13 protein-coding genes and 1 pseudogene are annotated in these 17,205 nt (G+C 47.7%); 6 read left to right on the forward strand and 8 right to left on the reverse strand.

All coding sequences use genetic code 11. The features are described 5' to 3' along the window. Positions 1-2,207 (reverse strand): ATP-binding protein (locus ACOJTG_RS13200; RefSeq protein ID WP_420154249.1); only part of this gene is annotated, 2,207 nt, incomplete at its 3' end. A 729-nt stretch (positions 2,208-2,936) separates the two neighbouring features. Next, entirely contained in the window at positions 2,937-3,713 is a 777-nt protein-coding gene (locus tag ACOJTG_RS13205) for an enoyl-CoA hydratase/isomerase family protein (protein WP_420154250.1), read from the reverse strand. Between the two features lie 170 nt (positions 3,714-3,883). Here ACOJTG_RS13205 and ACOJTG_RS13210 point away from each other — a divergent pair, with 170 nt between their 5' ends. Beyond that, a complete protein-coding gene (locus ACOJTG_RS13210; protein ID WP_094808809.1) occupies positions 3,884-4,765 on the forward strand; it encodes a tyrosine-type recombinase/integrase in 882 nt (293 codons plus the stop codon). A gap of 79 nt (positions 4,766-4,844) precedes the next feature. Further along, a complete protein-coding gene (locus ACOJTG_RS13215; protein ID WP_420154251.1) occupies positions 4,845-5,951 on the forward strand; it encodes a glycoside hydrolase family 88/105 protein in 1,107 nt (368 codons plus the stop codon). A 74-nt stretch (positions 5,952-6,025) separates the two neighbouring features. On the opposite strand, the gene ACOJTG_RS13220 is transcribed toward ACOJTG_RS13215, so the two are convergent. From ACOJTG_RS13220 to ACOJTG_RS13235, 4 genes are all read right to left on the reverse strand, one after another. Further along, complete coding sequence (locus tag ACOJTG_RS13220; RefSeq protein ID WP_420154252.1) at positions 6,026-7,003, reverse strand: 2-hydroxyacid dehydrogenase; 978 nt, start codon at positions 7,001-7,003, stop codon at positions 6,026-6,028. Between the two features lie 8 nt (positions 7,004-7,011). Further along, the gene (locus ACOJTG_RS13225) at positions 7,012-7,644 is read right to left on the reverse strand and encodes a polysaccharide deacetylase family protein (RefSeq protein WP_420154253.1); all 633 of its coding nucleotides are present in this window, start codon (positions 7,642-7,644) and stop codon (positions 7,012-7,014) included. A 56-nt stretch (positions 7,645-7,700) separates the two neighbouring features. Continuing rightward, entirely contained in the window at positions 7,701-9,494 is a 1,794-nt protein-coding gene (locus ACOJTG_RS13230; protein WP_420154254.1) for a glycoside hydrolase family 9 protein, read from the reverse strand. A 104-nt stretch (positions 9,495-9,598) separates the two neighbouring features. Further along, complete coding sequence (locus tag ACOJTG_RS13235) at positions 9,599-10,132, reverse strand: DUF4136 domain-containing protein (protein ID WP_420154255.1); 534 nt, start codon at positions 10,130-10,132, stop codon at positions 9,599-9,601. A gap of 233 nt (positions 10,133-10,365) precedes the next feature. On the opposite strand from ACOJTG_RS13235, the gene ACOJTG_RS13240 reads away from it, so the two are divergent. The 3 genes from ACOJTG_RS13240 to ACOJTG_RS13250 all read left to right on the forward strand — a co-directional run bounded on the left by ACOJTG_RS13240 (position 10,366) and on the right by ACOJTG_RS13250 (position 15,624). After that, entirely contained in the window at positions 10,366-11,292 is a 927-nt protein-coding gene (locus tag ACOJTG_RS13240; protein WP_420154256.1) for an SDR family NAD(P)-dependent oxidoreductase, read from the forward strand. 180 nt (positions 11,293-11,472) lie between these two features. Then, positions 11,473-14,085, forward strand: a complete 2,613-nt coding sequence (gene clpB / locus ACOJTG_RS13245) for an ATP-dependent chaperone ClpB (RefSeq protein WP_102199934.1) — start codon at positions 11,473-11,475, stop codon at positions 14,083-14,085. Between the two features lie 273 nt (positions 14,086-14,358). Continuing rightward, positions 14,359-15,624, forward strand: a complete 1,266-nt coding sequence (locus ACOJTG_RS13250) for a DEAD/DEAH box helicase (RefSeq protein ID WP_420154257.1) — start codon at positions 14,359-14,361, stop codon at positions 15,622-15,624. Between the two features lie 88 nt (positions 15,625-15,712). On the opposite strand, the gene ACOJTG_RS13255 is transcribed toward ACOJTG_RS13250, so the two are convergent. Together ACOJTG_RS13255 and ACOJTG_RS13260 are read right to left on the reverse strand one after the other, a co-directional pair. After that, complete coding sequence (locus ACOJTG_RS13255; RefSeq protein WP_420154258.1) at positions 15,713-16,183, reverse strand: glycosyltransferase family 2 protein; 471 nt, start codon at positions 16,181-16,183, stop codon at positions 15,713-15,715. Positions 16,184-16,234: 51 nt separating this feature from the next. After that, positions 16,235-16,633 (reverse strand): glycosyltransferase, encoded by a 399-nt coding sequence (locus tag ACOJTG_RS13260; RefSeq protein WP_420154259.1) that lies wholly within the window; start codon positions 16,631-16,633, stop codon positions 16,235-16,237. Positions 16,634-16,893: 260 nt separating this feature from the next. Here ACOJTG_RS13260 and ACOJTG_RS13265 point away from each other — a divergent pair. Beyond that, a pseudogene (locus tag ACOJTG_RS13265) lies at positions 16,894-17,205 on the forward strand (hypothetical protein); the annotation flags it as partial.

Here is a 17,205-nt window from a genome sequence, read left to right on the forward strand (position 1 = left end):
GCTAATGATTCCCAGTTCTGTTGCTGGACCAATGGGGTTAAATGAGCGTATTCTGGTAGCACTTCATCTCGAAAAGTCTGGAACATTTCGTACGCATACGTCCATTCTTCGCCGTATAATTCGTGCAGGTATACACTGTCAAGCTCTGGATGATACTGCCATTTTTGTTCTTCCATCTCGTGCGTATCTGATGGAGAAAGATACATTGAGATTTTCTCCAGAAGTTGTTTAGGGGTAAAAGGTTTAGCCAGAAAATCGGTCATGCCCACTTTCAGGGCTTGTTCCTTCTGTTCTTGCATTGCCGAAGCAGTAAGAGCTACAATAGGAATGTTTTGGTTAATATTTTGAGTAGATCTAATCATAAGGGTCGTTTCATAGCCATCTAGAAATGGCATCTGAATATCCATCAAGATTAAATCAAAATTTTCGTTCTCAATGATTCGAATGGCTTCCTGCCCGTCCGTAACAATTTTATAGGGTATGTGCCATTTGTCGAGCAGCCCCCCTACGTACTTGCGATTCATCAGATTATCCTCAACCACGAGGATCTTCTGAGTAGTATTCACCGTAGGTACTTGATACTCCGATTTAACAAAGTTAATTTTCTTAAACGGTAATTGAAAGATAAATCGCGTTCCCTCGCCTTTTTTCGTATACACCGTTATGCTGCCCCCAAGGAGATCGATCAGGTGTTTGACGAGAGCTAGGCCTAACCCTGCCCCCTGAAATTTATAGCCGGTTTCGTTTGGCAGTTGTTTAAACTTCTCAAAGATTACTTCAAGCTTATCCTCATCAATTCCGACACCGGTATCCCGAATTTCAAATTGAATGGCAATGGTTTCGTTCGTCTGCTGTACTTGCTTCGCTTTTAGCTCAATCTTACCCTGTTCCGTAAACTTGTAGGCGTTGTTGAGGAGCTTTGACACGATTTGATAAATCAGACGTTCACTTCCATAGACTTGCGTAGCTAAATTTGGATCGATATTCAGAGATATCTCGACGTCTTTTTTATTATTTTGTAACTCATAGATCCGGTGCAAAGCAGTAAGCAATCCCTTGATATCAAATTCTTTTAACTGAACGGGAAGTGTACCATTTTCCAGAGCAGAAATATCCAAAATATCTGTTAATAAATTTTGTAATATTCGGGAAGAAGATTGAAGTATTTCTAAGTATTCCTTCTGCTCAGCACTAACTTGTGTGTCGTAAAGCAGATGCGTCATTCCAATGATTGCATTCAGCGGTGTACGAATTTCATGGCTCATATTAGCCAGAAATTGCTTTTCTGCGTGTTGTGCAGCTTCTGCAGCTTTCTTCGCTAATCCAAGATCATTGAGCAGTTTTTTACGTTCTGTATTATCGTAATGAATTCCTACCGATCCAACTACTTTTCCTTCGGCATCATAAATGGGAGCTCCGTTCACAATCACCCAAATAATGCTCCCATCCTTGCAGCGTAAAGGCATTTCGTAACTACTGGTTTTTCCTTCAGTACGAGTTTTACTTTGTGCATTGATAAAGTCCGTATACGCTTCTAATAGTAATAGTTCAGAGGTATGTTTTCCCACTAATTCTTGACTTGTATAGCCTACCATTCGGCAAAAACGGTCATGGGCTCTTACGATTCGTTCTTCCGTATCGACTTCTAATATACCTAGGTCCATCTTTTCAATAATAGACCAGTAATTCTCTTCAATTTCCTTTAGGTTTTGAGGCGAAACGTAATTCTTATTACCCATCTGAAATTTCCACACATGCCAGTTTTCACTACCCTTTGTATCCAGCGGTATAAAGTCAATTCTGATCACTTTATCTTCAGCAATGGGAAGCGTAAAATTCTCAACGATCTGACGTTTAGGAATGAATTCTCGAAGCTGTTCTAAAGCCGTTTCATCAATGTTGAATCGACTAATATGTTCTTCAAAAATCCTATCAATTGTTTGCCCAACTAATGCATTGGCGGCAACTTTTATCTCAAAAATATCGCAATAACTTTGATTAATATAGACAATTTCTCTAGACTCGTTTTCAATCAACAAGCCATAAGGAAGCTGATCACTTCTAGTCCATACAATAGGTTTTGCAGTCGTAGTCTGGACGATTGCGGCTTGCGAAGCAAGGGGATTTTGGGATTCAGGAACTGATTTTCCGGCTTCCAAGCCGCTTTTCCCTGACTTTTCTTCTGATTGATTAACTTCTTCCATCATCTGACTAATTGACGGTTTAGTAATTATTGATGGGGTCAATCCATTTTTTTGATCGTTACTTATCATTTTTCATGGTAGGTGGTGTGGCTCATTCTTTGGAATTCATTATTCTAGAACGGTACAAGAGTTTTTGCAGAATGTTACTAAAAATCATATTGCAAAACCCTACAACCTTCTAGAATCTTAACGAAATACATCATTAACGGCAAATCTAGATATAATTACTTAACAAAGTAAAATAATTTTTACTTAAATAATTTATCGATCAACTTTGAAGCTTTAAAAAACGTTGCGTTTAAGCAATAACTAATTGAAAAATCTTTAGTTATCTCTATAAATGCTCATTATATAATCATACAAGTAAGCTTAAAATAACTTAGTAAATAAAAATACACCCAACAAAATGCTTATTTTTTTTATGAGTTAATTTCATTTACTTTTTAGTTAAAAGTTCTTTTTTAACCGAAAAACCCCTGAAACATGCAGTTGATCGAAAAGCTTGATTTGTTCATTAATTAGTAATTGATATTCGTATTAGAAAATCGCTTTGAAATAGCGTACGGAAAAAGACTCTGATTTGTATAATTAACCCACATTGTTTACCCACACCTAACTAGTTGTCATTCATTTCCCCCAGATACGTAAGTGATTATTTAGAGGATGGGAGATTACTGCATAAGGAATTAATCACTTACCAGAGAAGGTGGCCAGAAGCTACCTTTTTTGTTTTTATCTTCCCTGAAAGTTTGGCTTCCGCTTCTGTAGGAAAGCACTTAAACCCTCGGCTACATCTTCGGTTTTTCCCAGTAGTTCCTGACATTCAGCTTCCCTACTGAGCATGGTATCCAGCGTTGAGGTCGTAGATTCATTCAGCAGTTGTTTTAAATAGCCAATGGCTAATGTCGGAGCCTGAGCATAGTATTCTGTCCAGCGACCGACCGCCTCGTCCAATTGTTCGCCGGGTACCACTTCATTAACCAACCCACACCGATGACATTCCGCAGCCGTCAGTGTCTTACCCGTACTTGCTAATTCAAACGCTTGTTGAAGACCTACTAGTCGAGGTAGAAAAAAGGTAGTCCCCGCATCCGGAATCAGTCCGATTTGAACGAAAAGCTGGGCCATACTCGCGTGATCAGCCGCTATCCGAACATCGCAAGCCAGTGCCAGGGCTGCCCCTGCTCCTACCGCTGCTCCATTCAGGCGAGCAATGATCGGTTTGGGTAGCCTACGCATGGTTTGAATGAGCGGTATATAGTGTTCCCGTAAGATCTGGCCCATCCCCTCGAACTCTTTTATTCCGAGCTTTAAATCGGCCCCGGAACAAAAAGCTTTGGAGCCGGAACCCGTTAATACGATTACGCGTATACGTTCTTCAGAATCAGCTTGTTTGAACGCTTGGTTTAATTCCCCCAGTAGTTCAGGACTCAAGGCATGATACACCTCGGGGCGATGCATGGTAAGGTAGGCTACTTGATTTCGGACTTCGTATCGTAAGGCATTCATGAGTTTGCTTTTGATCTAGTGGGCTTACCGGTACGCGGATTGGCAGAACCATTCCCAAGTACAGGTTTTATAAAGATTGCACCTAATCCTGAAAAAATATTATTTATTCTACTTTTCACTTAAACCTTACGTCACCGCTGTATATTGCCTATTTCGTAACTAGCACGGCCATGGTCTCTTATTTTCTTCAACATATTAAATACGAAAAGCGATTGAGCGAACATACACTGACGGCGTACCGATCGGATATGGAACAACTCTCGCAATATCTCCTGGAGAGTTACGAACTGGATGCTCCCGAAAAGGCAGATTTTCAGATGCTCCGTTCGTGGGTAGCGAGCCTGGCAGAAAAGAAACTGGATAACCGCTCGATCAACCGCAAAATCGCTACGTTACGGACTTTTTACGGATTTCTGCTCCGGAAACGCGTCATCACCAATGACCCGATGCTGTCAATCAAGGCATTGAAAACGGATCGTACGCTACCTACGTTTGTCCGCGAACAGGAAATGACGACCTTGCTGGATGACATTACCTTCACCGACGATTTTACCGGGGTACGCGATAAACTTGTACTGGAACTACTCTACGGCACGGGCATGCGATTAACCGAGTTGATTACGCTCAAGGATGCAGACCTAGATGGGTATGAGCGTACCTTAACTGTTCTGGGTAAACGTAACAAGTACCGGATCCTGCCACTGTCCGCTTCGCTGTATAAACTGATTCGTCAGTACCAGAATTTTAAGCAGGAAACCTTCAACGGCTCCTGTGAGGATGTACTGATTGTTTCTGATCTGGGAAATAAAGCCTATCCGGTTATGATTCAACGGATTGTCAAACGATACCTTACGCTGGTTTCTTCCCTGGAAAAACGCAGTCCGCACGTCCTACGCCACAGCTTTGCCACGCACCTGCTGAACCGGGGAGCCGACCTTAACGCGATCAAAGATTTACTGGGTCATAGTTCCCTAGCTGCCACGCAGGTCTATACGCACAATTCCATTGAGAAACTCAAAGAGGCTTACCAGCAGGCTCACCCCAAGGCCTAGCCTATGATTCTTTCCGGGCGAAACAGGGTTAAGCTCCGTTTCGCCCGTCTCTTCTCTAACTAAACCTATCTTGTTCTTTATGCGAGTAACCCTGCTTTGCATCGGCCTTCTTACGGCCGGCTTTTTCAACGCATCCGCTGATCGAGTCCCTAAAAAGGATGATGTTTTTTCCAGTAAGTACATCAAGGAAACGATGGTGAAAGTGACCGACTGGCAGTTGAGTCACCCGAAACATACACCAACGGACTGGACCAATGGAGCTTTCTATTCCGGCGTTTTTGCGGCGTATGAAACCACGAAATCTTCCCGTATTCTGGACTCGTTGATGGCCATGGGAGAACGTAACCGCTGGCTGCCGGGACCGCGTTTTGACCATGCCGATGACATTGCGATTTGCCAGACCTACATTGACCTGTACCGGATCAAAAAAGATCGGCGGATGATTCAGGCGACGATTGATTCCGTACAGAAGGTTCGCCGCGTACCGGGCCGGGAGATTAAAAATCACGGCATTACCTGGTGGTGGTGCGATGCCCTGTTCATGGCTCCTCCCGTACTGGTCAAACTCAGTCAGACGCTCAAGGATCCTTCGTATCTGACGCAGAACGATACCCTTTTCAAGCAGACATACGATCTATTATACAATTCCGAAGAACGACTCTACGCCCGTGACGCTTCCTATCTGGTCAACAGCCAAGGTGAAGGGAAACGCGAAGCGAATGGTAAAAAGGTGTTCTGGTCACGGGGGAACGGCTGGGTCATGGGTGGTCTGGTGAAGGTGTTACAGGAATTACCGAAAAACCATCCGACCCGGGACTTCTACCTGACTCAGTACAAACAAATGAGCGACCGTCTGGCCTCTTTACAGCAAGCCGATGGATTATGGCGTTCGAGCCTCCTCGATCCGGACTCTTTTCCGGGCGGTGAAGGCAGCGGTACGGGTTTCGATTGTTACGCCCTGGCCTGGGGTGTTAATCAGGGCATTCTCGACAAAGCCAAATTCAAACCCGTCGTACAGAAAGCCTGGCAGGGTCTCAATACCCTGCTCACTCCGGAAGGCAAAGTGGGTTGGGTACAGCCCATCGGAGCCGATCCCCGCCGTAACTTCAGTGCCGAAAGCTGGGAGGTATACGGAGCCGGAGCTTATCTGTTAGCCGGTTCGGAAGTCATCAAGATGAAATGGTAAGGGTATAAAATGATACTTAACTAAAGAAGCTCAGGCCTTGGACCTGAGCTTCTTTCATTGAAAGCCTATTCTTTCTAATTCAACTGGTTTTTCAGGTGGCGACCTTCCACATACTCCTGTAAATTCTGAATCGTTACACTGGCGATTTGCTGGAGGGCTTCCTGCGTCAGAAAAGCTTGGTGAGCGGTGATGAGTACGTTGGGGAAACTCATGAGTCGGCCAATTAAGTCGTCCTGAATGATTTGTTCCGACCAGTCCCGGAAGAACAAATGCTCTTCCTGTTCGTAGACATCGATGCCCAGATACCCAATCTTTCCGTTCTTAAGTCCTTCAATAACATCTTTGGTATGAATGAGTCCGCCCCGACTGGTATTGATGAGCATGACCCCCTCCTTCATGGCGGCAATGGTTTCTTCGCGAATGAGGTACTTCGTAGCTTCGGTTAGGGGGCAATGCAGGGAAATGACATCCGACTGGCCCAGCAATTCTTCCATTTTTACATATTCCGCCAGCGGCAAATCCGGATTTTCGACGACATCATACGCCAGCACTCGGCAACCCAGGGCCTGCATGGTACGGGCAAAGGCGGCACCAATCAGTCCGGTACCAATCACGCCAACGGTTTTTCCGTGGAGGTTAAAGCCCATCAGCCGCTCCAGCGAGAAATTTCCCTCCCGAACCCGGTTGTAAGCTTTATGCGTTTTTCGGTTCAACGCCAGAATCAGGGCCAGTGCGTGTTCAGCTACAGCCTCAGGCGAGTACGCGGGAACCCGTACCACTTTCACGCCCCGATTGCGGGCGGCGTCCAGATCCACGTTGTTGAATCCCGCACAGCGTAAAGCTATGATTTTCAAACCTCCATCGGCTAGTTGATTAATAATGGAAGCCGTCAGATGATCGTTGACGAATACACAAATGGCTTCGAAGCCTTCCGCCAGTTTCAGCGTATGCTCCTGAAGCGATACTTCAAAATACGTCAGGTCAAAGGTCGAGCGATAGCGGTCGAAGGATTCTTTATCGTAAGCTTTGGTACTGAAAAAGGCAATATTCATGCGTAGTTTCAATGAAAAGGTTGATCGGGCAATCGTCCAAACCGGTACCCGCGTTTCCGCAAAGTTGGCAGAATGGTCGAATCCAGCAAATGATAAAACTTATCCATACGCCTGGGGTCCGTACCGGGGTGAATTAGCAGAAAGGCTCCCTTCAGCGAATGTTGGTCATCGTAGCGAAAAAGCCGGGCCAAAAGCGTATCACTGGAACGGTAATTAGGCAATCCGGGCCAGGTATAATCGGCATTGGTACCCGTGCCGGGCGTAAAATTGATGACCTGCAAGCCTTGTTCCTTACACCAGGCCACGATCTTTTGATTGTACCATTCGTACGGCGGCAAAAACCAGGGAGCCTGCCGTATACCAAATGCCGCCAGTGCCTGATAGCTGGCCCGTAAATCGGTGTTAAACGCTTCCTTTGATACCAACAGGGAGTCGCGATGGGTCCAGTCGCAGTAGAGCAGATGCTGGTCGGAATGGCTCCCGATGTAGTGCCCGTCCCGTTTTAAATCCTTAATGAGTTTGCGGAACTTCGGATTTCGCAGGAAAGCTCCCGTCAGGAAAAAATGGCCGGGAATCCGGTTTTTCTTCAGTACTTCGCGAATGTACTCCGCTCCTTCGGCCCGGTCGTGGGCTGAAAACAACAGGTAAATGACCTTCTCCTGGGGTCGATACCGGATGATGGCTCCCTGACTATCGGTTATCGGGACTTTTTTTTTGACGCACCCTCCGCCTGCAAAGCCGACAGATAATAACTCAGGCTGGCGGTACCATCCATCGTAGGTTCATTGGTCGAGTAATCCCCGAAATCATCGTGGTACACAACCGTTGCCGATTGAAATTCAGCAAATTCGTCAGCTTCGTTGAGTTTAATACCAATGAGCTTATTCCAGATACTGCCGTAAATGGGGCCGTCTACCAAGCCTCCCGAAATCTTATAAGGGCCCAGTTGTGTGAACGACGAGTGAGGGTCTTTGGGAGCCGTACCCGATTCGGGCAGGTCGCAGATCATGCTCGTCCCCCAGGGATTACAGCCAAACAGCCAGTCGCGGAGAGCGGCTTCCAGTTCATCATACTGCGAATCTTTGGTCAGTTCGCGGTGCAATCGAAGTTGCGTCAGTATGCCGACGGTCAGATTATTGGAACACCAGATGAAGGGTACACCATTGAGAAAAGCGTTTTTCTGCCCCCGCTGGCGTACCTTCTCAATCCCTTCTTTCATGAATTTACGATAAGTAACCTGCTCCGTTCCGTTATGCTCCGCTCCGAAGTAATGACCCAGATTTACAAAGGGATACCACTGGTAATGACGGGCCGTATCGGCTCCCATCCAGGGCGTTACAGGTTCGGATTTGGCGAAGTCGAATGCTTCCTGATGATACGTCTCGGCTTTTTCCAGTTGAGCCAGCGTTGCGGCGGCCAGTTCCATATCATCCACGTAATTGTCTTCTTCGTAGAAATAAGGAGCCCGACCGGGGGCCGTCTGCGTCGTACCCGGAAACTGCTTTCCAAACGCGTAGGCTTGGCGGGCTTTTCCGATCAGTTGTTGAGCGTACACCGGATCAAATTTTTGCAGGACGATACTGCCCAGAGCGAAAGCGGAAGCAAATTTTCCGGCGGAAGAAGCGACGCCCTGCGTTCGGTTTTTGTATTTGAACGCCCCCTGCGGTTTTCCGGTAATGAAATACACGGGCCGTGATAAACCCTGATTAGTAGCGTAGCGAACCGAGTCATGATTGGGCAATCGAAAGCCCTGATGATCCCGGTCATCGGCAATCTGGTTGTAGTATTCGCCCGGAGCGGGGTTCATTTTCAGGAGCCAGTCAAGCCCCCATTTCGCTTCGTCCACGACATCGGGAATGCCGTTGGCTCCGGGATTACCCCAGGCATCATGTGTATCGCCGAAACTTTTCGGGTTCTTGTAATAGGCAAACAACAGTTGAAATGTAGCATTGGCCGAAGTCGGCAGGTACTGTAAATAATCCGAAGCATCGTGCCAGCCCCCCGAGACGTTCAGATGGGTAGAATCTTTTTTAGGATCCGAATGATAGACGATAAATCCATCCGAACGGTGACAGGTATCTTTCAGAAAAGGGTTGTAATTACTGCGTTGCTGCCGCATGTACTGTAACGTAAAATCCGCCGTTCCGTCGTATACGGCATTGTCAATGCGAAATTCCGGCGATTGTACCCCAGCGGCTTTGAGGTAGTACCGACCGGGTTTTTGAATCGTTGAAAAATTGAGCCGATAGGAAGCAGCGAAAGCTCCATAACTGCCGTACCCTTTCACAGTACGCAGACGGCCCGCACGTTGCTGCGTGCGAGCATCGTAGATTTCAAACTCGGTACAGGAAAGTGGGGCTTTACTAACCAATACTGCCACTTTCACCGATGATTCCAGGTAGCCTAACTGATTGATTCGAATCCAGGCTTTGGGTTGACTGTAGGCAGTCCAAGAAAGAAAAACAAAGAAGAGCAGGATGAATCGGTTCATAGGAGGTCGTGCAAAAGCCCCCAAGTTAAAAAGAGCCGATAGTATACCCAAACAAAAAGAGCGGGACACGTATGCCTCGCTCCTTCCAATGCGATTTTTTTAAATTACTTCACTGGTACAGGAAACTTATCAAAAAGCTTTCCTACGGCCTTATCAATTTGCTCAGGCTGACGACTGCGTTTGTTCAGTACGGTCGAGCCGACTGCATCCCAGACCATTTTATTCTGCTGGGCATCTACCAGCTCCACGGACAGCGTTCCTTCTTTGTATTGACCAACGGGTACGGTTTCACTTTTCCAGGAATAACGTCGTTGACCGATGTATCGCGGAGCTTCCCGAATGTCGGTCTGGCGGGTCTGCGTTTTCTCCTGAATCACCAGTCCAATGTTGATCAGCAGGTCTGGTTTACCATACGTCTGATACCCGCGGGCGTTCATTTCCCGGGCAACGGCCTGCTTAATTTCGTTCATGGCGGTATTCGTCACCGAATCCCGTTCAGCTCCCTGTAACTCCACATCCATGAAATTGTAGGTTTTATAGGCTTTCAAATCCGCCTGATCGTCGGTACGGCTCTTCACATTCGAGTACGAACAGGACGTCAGGACCGCTCCCAAGGCTAAGGTGGCAAGTATTCTCATGGCTGGTGCTCTTTCTTTAGTTTAAAGACAACACTAAAAAAACCTGTACTCATCCGCTTTACACCGACTTGAGCTAGTACACTCAAACAATGATTCTGAATCCTTAAAAAATGAGGTTGTTTTTTCCCATACGTTCATTTACGGTACTCAGCGTCACTAGTAATCGTCCAGCATCGGTCTGGCTGGAATGATTTTCTTTTTACCCCGGTACATATTTCACCAAATGCATCGCTATGAACACAACGGAACAAACGGCTCTGATCACCGGAGCCTCCAGTGGAATCGGTTACGAACTCGCCAAAGTCTTCGCCCAAAACGGTTATAATCTGGTATTGGTGGCCCGTAATACGGATCGTCTCAACGAGATCGCTAATGAATTACGCGACCAGCACGCACTGGAAACGGTGATTGTCATCGGAAAAGATCTAACGCAGCCGAATGCTCCTCAGGAAGTATACGATGAAGTCAAAGGCTTTGGCGTAGACATTAATATCCTCGTCAATGACGCGGGTATGGGTGAATACGGGCTTTTTGCGACGGAAACGGATCTGGACAAAGAACTGTCCATCATCAAACTTAACGTAGTGGCTCTGGTGCACCTGAGCAAGCTGTTCCTGAAAGATATGGTACGCGTGAACGAGGGAAAAATCCTGAACCTCGCGTCGGTGGTATCGCTCATGCCTAATCCGTACATGGCCGTGTACGGGGCCACGAAAGCCTTTGTTCTTTCCTTCACCGAAGCATTACGCAACGAATTAAAGGACACGAGCATTACCGTGACTGCGTTACTGCCCGGTGCTACCAATACTGATTTCTTCAATAAAGCCGGAGCCGAAGGTACGCGGGCTCATCAGCAGGCTCAGACCGCCGATCCGGCGAAAGTAGCCGCTGATGGGTACGCCGCTCTGATGAAAGGCAACGATAAAGTAGTCTCCGGTCTGATGAATAAAACGCAGGCTCTGTTATCCAACGTTCTCCCCGATCAGCTAACTTCTCAGACCATGCGAAAACTGATGGAACGTCCCGACGAGTCAGAAGAATCCAAAACACCTTCGACGGCTTCTACGCTGATCTCACTGGCTGTGATTGCCGGTGGTCTGTACTGGGCGTATACCAAATACGGCTTGCCCGGCGTACTGAAGAAAGTGAATATCGAATAATGGGATTGAATCCCTCTAGTACGAAGTAGGCAGCCCGCATTGGGCTGCCTTTTTTGCGTATTTTCAAGCCATTCTGACGTAGATTCACTAAGAACGGTACGGTTTTTAAGTCAAAAAGACATACGTTCGCTTGTGGTAAGTATTTTTTTGATTCGTAGTAAACCTATTGAAGATACAGCCATGAATTTCAATCAGTATACCATTAAAGCTCAGGAGGTTGTCCAGCAGGCGGTGCAGATTGCTCAGGGTAATCAGCAGCAAGTGGTGGAAACGGGTCACGTACTCAAGGCCCTCCTGGAAGAAGACCCCAACACGATGGGTTTTCTGACGAAGAAATTAGCAGTTAATACGGCTACCTTAAACAGCCGTCTGGAAAATATTCTGGCCAGCTACCCCAAAGTTTCGGGTGGGCAGCCGTACTTGGGGAACGATCTGCAAACGGCCTTCAACAAGGCTCAGTCGTACCTGAAAGAGTTTGATGATGAATACGTCAGCATTGAATTAATTCTACTTGGACTGGCTACGGGTAAAGACGCCGTCGCTACACTGCTGAAAGAAAGTGGCTTCCAGGAGAAGGAATTAATCGCTGCTGTTAAAGAACTCAGAGGAAAAAATAATCCCGTGAAAGACCAAAACGCTGAAGCGAAGTATCGTTCGCTGGAACGCTACTCCAAAAACCTGAACGAACTGGCCCGGCAGGGCAAAATTGACCCGGTCATTGGCCGGGACGAAGAAATTCGCCGGGTCCTGCAAATCCTTTCGCGTCGTACCAAAAACAACCCGATTTTGCTGGGTGAACCCGGGGTCGGTAAGACGGCCATTGTGGAAGGTCTAGCCCAACGGATTGTACAGGGCGATGTTCCCGAAAACCTGAAAGATAAAATTATTGTCTCCCTGGACATGGGTCTGCTCATTGCCGGAGCCAAATACAAGGGCGAATTCGAAGAACGTCTCAAATCGGTTATCAAAGAGGTGACGGATTCCAATGGTGAACTGATTTTGTTCATCGATGAAATTCACACGCTAATTGGTGCCGGTGCGGGCGGCGAAGGAGCCATGGATGCCGCTAACCTGCTGAAACCGGCTCTGGCCCGGGGTGAACTGCACGCCATCGGAGCGACCACGCTCAAGGAGTACCAGAAATACATCGAAAAAGATAAAGCTCTGGAACGCCGCTTCCAGTCGGTGCTGGTGGATGAGCCGGATGAACCGGATGCCATCTCGATCCTGCGGGGCATCAAGGAAAAGTACGAACTCCACCACGGGGTACGGATTCAGGATGATGCCGTTATTGCCGCCGTTGAATTATCGAGTCGGTACATTTCAGATCGGTTCCTGCCCGATAAAGCCATTGACCTGATGGACGAAGCGGCCGCGAAACTACGGCTGGAGATGGATTCCGTGCCGGAAGAGCTTGATGAGCTGAACCGCCGGATCATGCAGCTGGAAATTGAGCGGGAAGCCATTCGCCGGGAAAACAATAAAGACAAGGAAACGTCCCTGTCGAAAGAAATTGCCGACCTGAACGAATCCCGTAACGAGTTGAAAGCTCGCTGGGAGTCGGAGAAAGAGGCCGTCAACGAAGTGCGTACGCTGAAAGAACAACTCGATCAGTTGAAACTCGAAGCCGATCAGGCCGAGCGGTCGGGTGATTACGGTAAAGTAGCCGAGATTCGCTACGGTCGCATTCCGGAAGCTCAGAAACGCCTCGACGATGTGCAGGCTTCGGAAGACGACCAGTCCGGTACGATGCTGAAAGAAGAAGTAACGCCCGAAGATATTGCCGAGGTGGTTGCGAAATGGACGGGCATTCCCGTTTCCAAAATGCTCCAGTCGGAACGCGAAAAACTGCTGGGTCTGGAAAAAGAACTGCACAAACGTGTAGCCGGTCAGGACGAAGCCATCGAAGCCGTAGCCGACGCCGTACGCCGCAGTCGGGCCGGTATGCAGGATCCTAAACGGCCCATTGGTAGTTTTCTCTTCCTCGGACCCACGGGGGTAGGTAAAACGGAGCTGGCCAAAACGCTGGCCGATTACCTCTTCAACGACGAAAACGCTCTGGTACGGATTGACATGAGTGAGTACCAGGAACGCCATACGGTAAGCCGTCTGGTGGGAGCTCCTCCGGGATACGTTGGGTACGACGAAGGCGGTCAGCTCACCGAAGCCGTACGCCGCAAACCGTACTCGGTAGTACTGCTGGATGAGATTGAAAAGGCTCACCCCGATGTCTGGAACATCATGCTTCAGGTACTCGACGATGGCCGCCTGACGGACAACAAAGGTCGCGTGGCTAACTTCAAGAATACCATTATCATCATGACCTCCAACATTGGTAGTCAGATTATTATGGATAAATTCAACGAAGACGAAGGCTGGAACCACACGCTAGTTGTGGAAGAAGCGAAGAGTGCCGTAATGGATCTGCTGAAAGCCAGCGTACGACCGGAGTTCTTGAACCGGATTGACGAAATCGTACTCTTTGAACCGTTGAATACCAAAAACCTTCGCAAGATTGTAGGTATTCAGTTCCGGCAAATCCAGCGTCGTTTGGCCGAGCAGGGTATCACCCTCGAATCGACCGATGAAGCACTGGAGAAAATCGCGGAAGAAGGCTACGAACCCAGCTTTGGTGCTCGTCCGCTGAAACGGGTATTACAGAAACGAATTCTGAATGCCTTGTCGAAGGATATTCTGGCGGGTACGGTTGGTAAAGACTCCGTCATCCTGATGAATCTTGCCGACGATGGCTCCATTGCCTTCGAAAACGTAGATGGAACGCTGGAGGTCTAAGCCCTAGGAAAATAACAAAAAAATCCCTGAACTTGTCTCAGGGATTTTTTTGTTATTTTCAAATAGAACCAGTAAGCAGATCCTATTTTGTTTGCAAACGTCGGGGTTTCTGCTTTCTTTGTACAAATCAAGCGAAGGCCCGTAGTAAGAACGGCTTCTTTAACGATACTAAATCGGGTATATATTTTTTAGTTTACGGTGTTGATCGATAATAACGCCTATTTATAGATTTACATCTGCTGGATTCTGGAATAACCCATAACTTTCTGAACTTTGCATTTCTACGAATTTAATCTCCACGACGACACGCTCGATGCCGTGGATTCCATGAATTTTCACCAGGCTACTCCGATTCAGGAAATGGCCATCCCCAAAATATTGAAAGGTAGTGATCTGCTGGCTTGTGCCCAAACGGGTACGGGAAAAACCGGAGCTTACCTGATTCCGATTCTTGACCGAGTACCGGAATACCCGAAAGGTCAAATCAGCACGCTGATTCTGGTTCCCACACGGGAACTGGCCCAGCAGATTGATGAGCAAGTGCAGGGCCTCGGCTATTACGTCGATGCGACGAGTATTGCTATTTACGGCGGAAACAAAGGACCCGAATGGGAGCAACAGAAGAAAGCCCTGACCCAGGGAGCTGACGTCATTATCGCCACGCCCGGACGCCTGATTGCTCACCTGCAACTGGGATACGTGAAGTTCGATCAGCTCAAAACGCTCATTCTGGATGAGGCGGACCGTATGCTGGATATGGGCTTTATTGGGGATATTATGAACATTCTCAAGCACCTGCCCGCTCAGCGGCAGACGCTGCTGTTCTCGGCTACCATGCCGCCTAAAATCCGCGATCTGGCCCGCCGGATCATGCATCAGCCGGAAGAAATTAACCTGGCCGTATCCAAGCCCGCGGAAGGAATTGATCAGCAGTTTTACCTAGCCGGGGATGCTCAAAAAGTGCCGTTACTGATTCACTTGATGCAATCCGTCGAGAACCCGAGTATGGTGCTTTTTACGTCTCGCAAGTCGGAAGTGAACGTCATTGTTCGGGCTTTGAAGAAAATGAAATGGGATGCCCGCGGCATTTCTTCCGATTCGGAGCAGGCTGAACGCGAAACCATCTTACGGGATTTCAAGAATCGGGCCTTCCCTATTCTGGTGGCTACGGACGTTCTTTCTCGGGGGATCGACATTGATAACCTGAGCCACGTAGTAAATTTTGACGTTCCCCGCGATCCCGAAGATTACGTACACCGCATCGGACGTACGGCTCGGGCCGCAGCCAAGGGTACAGCCATCACGTTCATCAACGATCAGGATCAGCACCGCGTCGTACGCATTGAACGCTTACTGGAAAAAGATCTTGAAAAACGATCGATCACCGAGGGATTAGGCCTTGGTCCTGCACCGCTCTGGGATCCTAAAAAAGATCGTGGCAATAAGAAGAAAACGAATGGTCCTCAAACGTCTTCTTCTACTGAAAAACCTAAACGTTTTTTCAAAAAGAAAACGGGTCCGGCTAAAACGCAGGGCTAAGAGTTAAAGAAGAGCTTGGTTTCGGCTCACGCGTTATAAAATAGGTCATTCAATAAAAAGAGGTACGGCTCCAAAGCCGTACCTCTTTTTATTGAATGCTGATCTTCTGTCGGTACCGCAGGCTCTCTCCCATGGGGCAGCCTTTGAGTATAAACAAAGCCAGTCGGCTGAAATTCCGGTGCTTATAAAACTTCTTGCCATTTTTAAAGGCGTAAAACAACTGAAAAAGCACGACAGCCGGGTACGAATGGTGCTTACGGAAATAATGGAACAGCGAAATGTGGTATTCCCGAATAATCTCGTAGCAGGGAGCCGTACTCTGCCCTTCCAGATGAATATATTCCGCCTCGGGTACCAGATAGAGCACTTTGCCAATCGCGTGCATTTTGCGGGCCAGATCCTCCTCTTCTACGTAGAGAAAATGAGTAATGTCAAAACCACTGACCTCCCGAAAATCCGTCGCTCGTATGAACAGCGTACTGCCCATAATGAAGGGTACTTCCAGCGGCTCCTGATAGGCTTTAAGTGCCGGGTGCTGCTCGGGACGATACCATTTCATGAATCCGTGACCGAGGTATTTCAATCCCAGCGAAGGAAAAAACCCAAAGGACTACCGCAGCTCCCGATTGGGCTTAAACATCTGGGCTCCCACGATACCGGCGTTGGGATGTTGCTCCATGAAGGTTGCCAGAATCGTGCATACATCATTGAGTAACAGGCAATCATTATTTAAAAAATAGTAATAGTCGGTTTGAGGGTCCGCGTACTGTACACCCATCATATTTCCACCCGAAAAGCCCAGATTGATCCGACTGCGTACCACAGTCAGGTTTGGCGTTCCCCGCAGCGGTTCCAGCTTCAGGTAATCTTCGTACCGTGAGTTATTATCGACCACCACTATTTCGTAGTTCGGCCACTGGGTATGGCTTCGAATCGATTCAACGCAATGGAGAGTAAGCTGACTGGTATTATAATTTAAAAGAATAATGGCAATAGACGGATGATGCATTAGAGCGTAGAATAAAAAGCGTTGGCTGATGAAGCAGGCCTGTCAACGTATAAAGACCGGGTATGAGCGAGCCAGTGGCTCGGGCTACGCAGCATGGTTAAGTGAGAAGTATTACCGTCAATTCGTTTTTTTAATCCTACAAATTAACAACCAATTTAGCTAGGAAGCCAATGGTTGAGCGTACAATCCCGTAAGAATTCTGGAGCTCGGAGCAGCCTCTCCCCCAGAACATTTTAGCCCATACCCTGTTCTAGTCGTATATGTTTCGTTCCTGTAGCTCTCCGATTCGCTTTTTAAACTATTGGCAGTCGTTTCATAGACAAGTACTGGTTTTGGCCGGATTGCTGGTTGTAGGCCCAGCCCTGGCCCAGGAAGAAAAACGTCCTTCAATGGTCCGGCGGGTCTTTAACAAACTCATTGCGGATAGTACGGCTCCGGGGAAACCCAGTTTTCGCGTATATCCAACGTTAGCGTATGCCCCGGAAACCAGTGTGGAGATTGGTTTTTCGTCCATGTACCTGTATCAGGCCAAAGGCGATACCCTGAATCGGTTGAGTGAGATTACGGCCTTT

The organism is Siphonobacter sp. (genome assembly GCF_048595215.1).
GTDB lineage: Bacteria > Bacteroidota > Bacteroidia > Cytophagales > Spirosomataceae > Siphonobacter.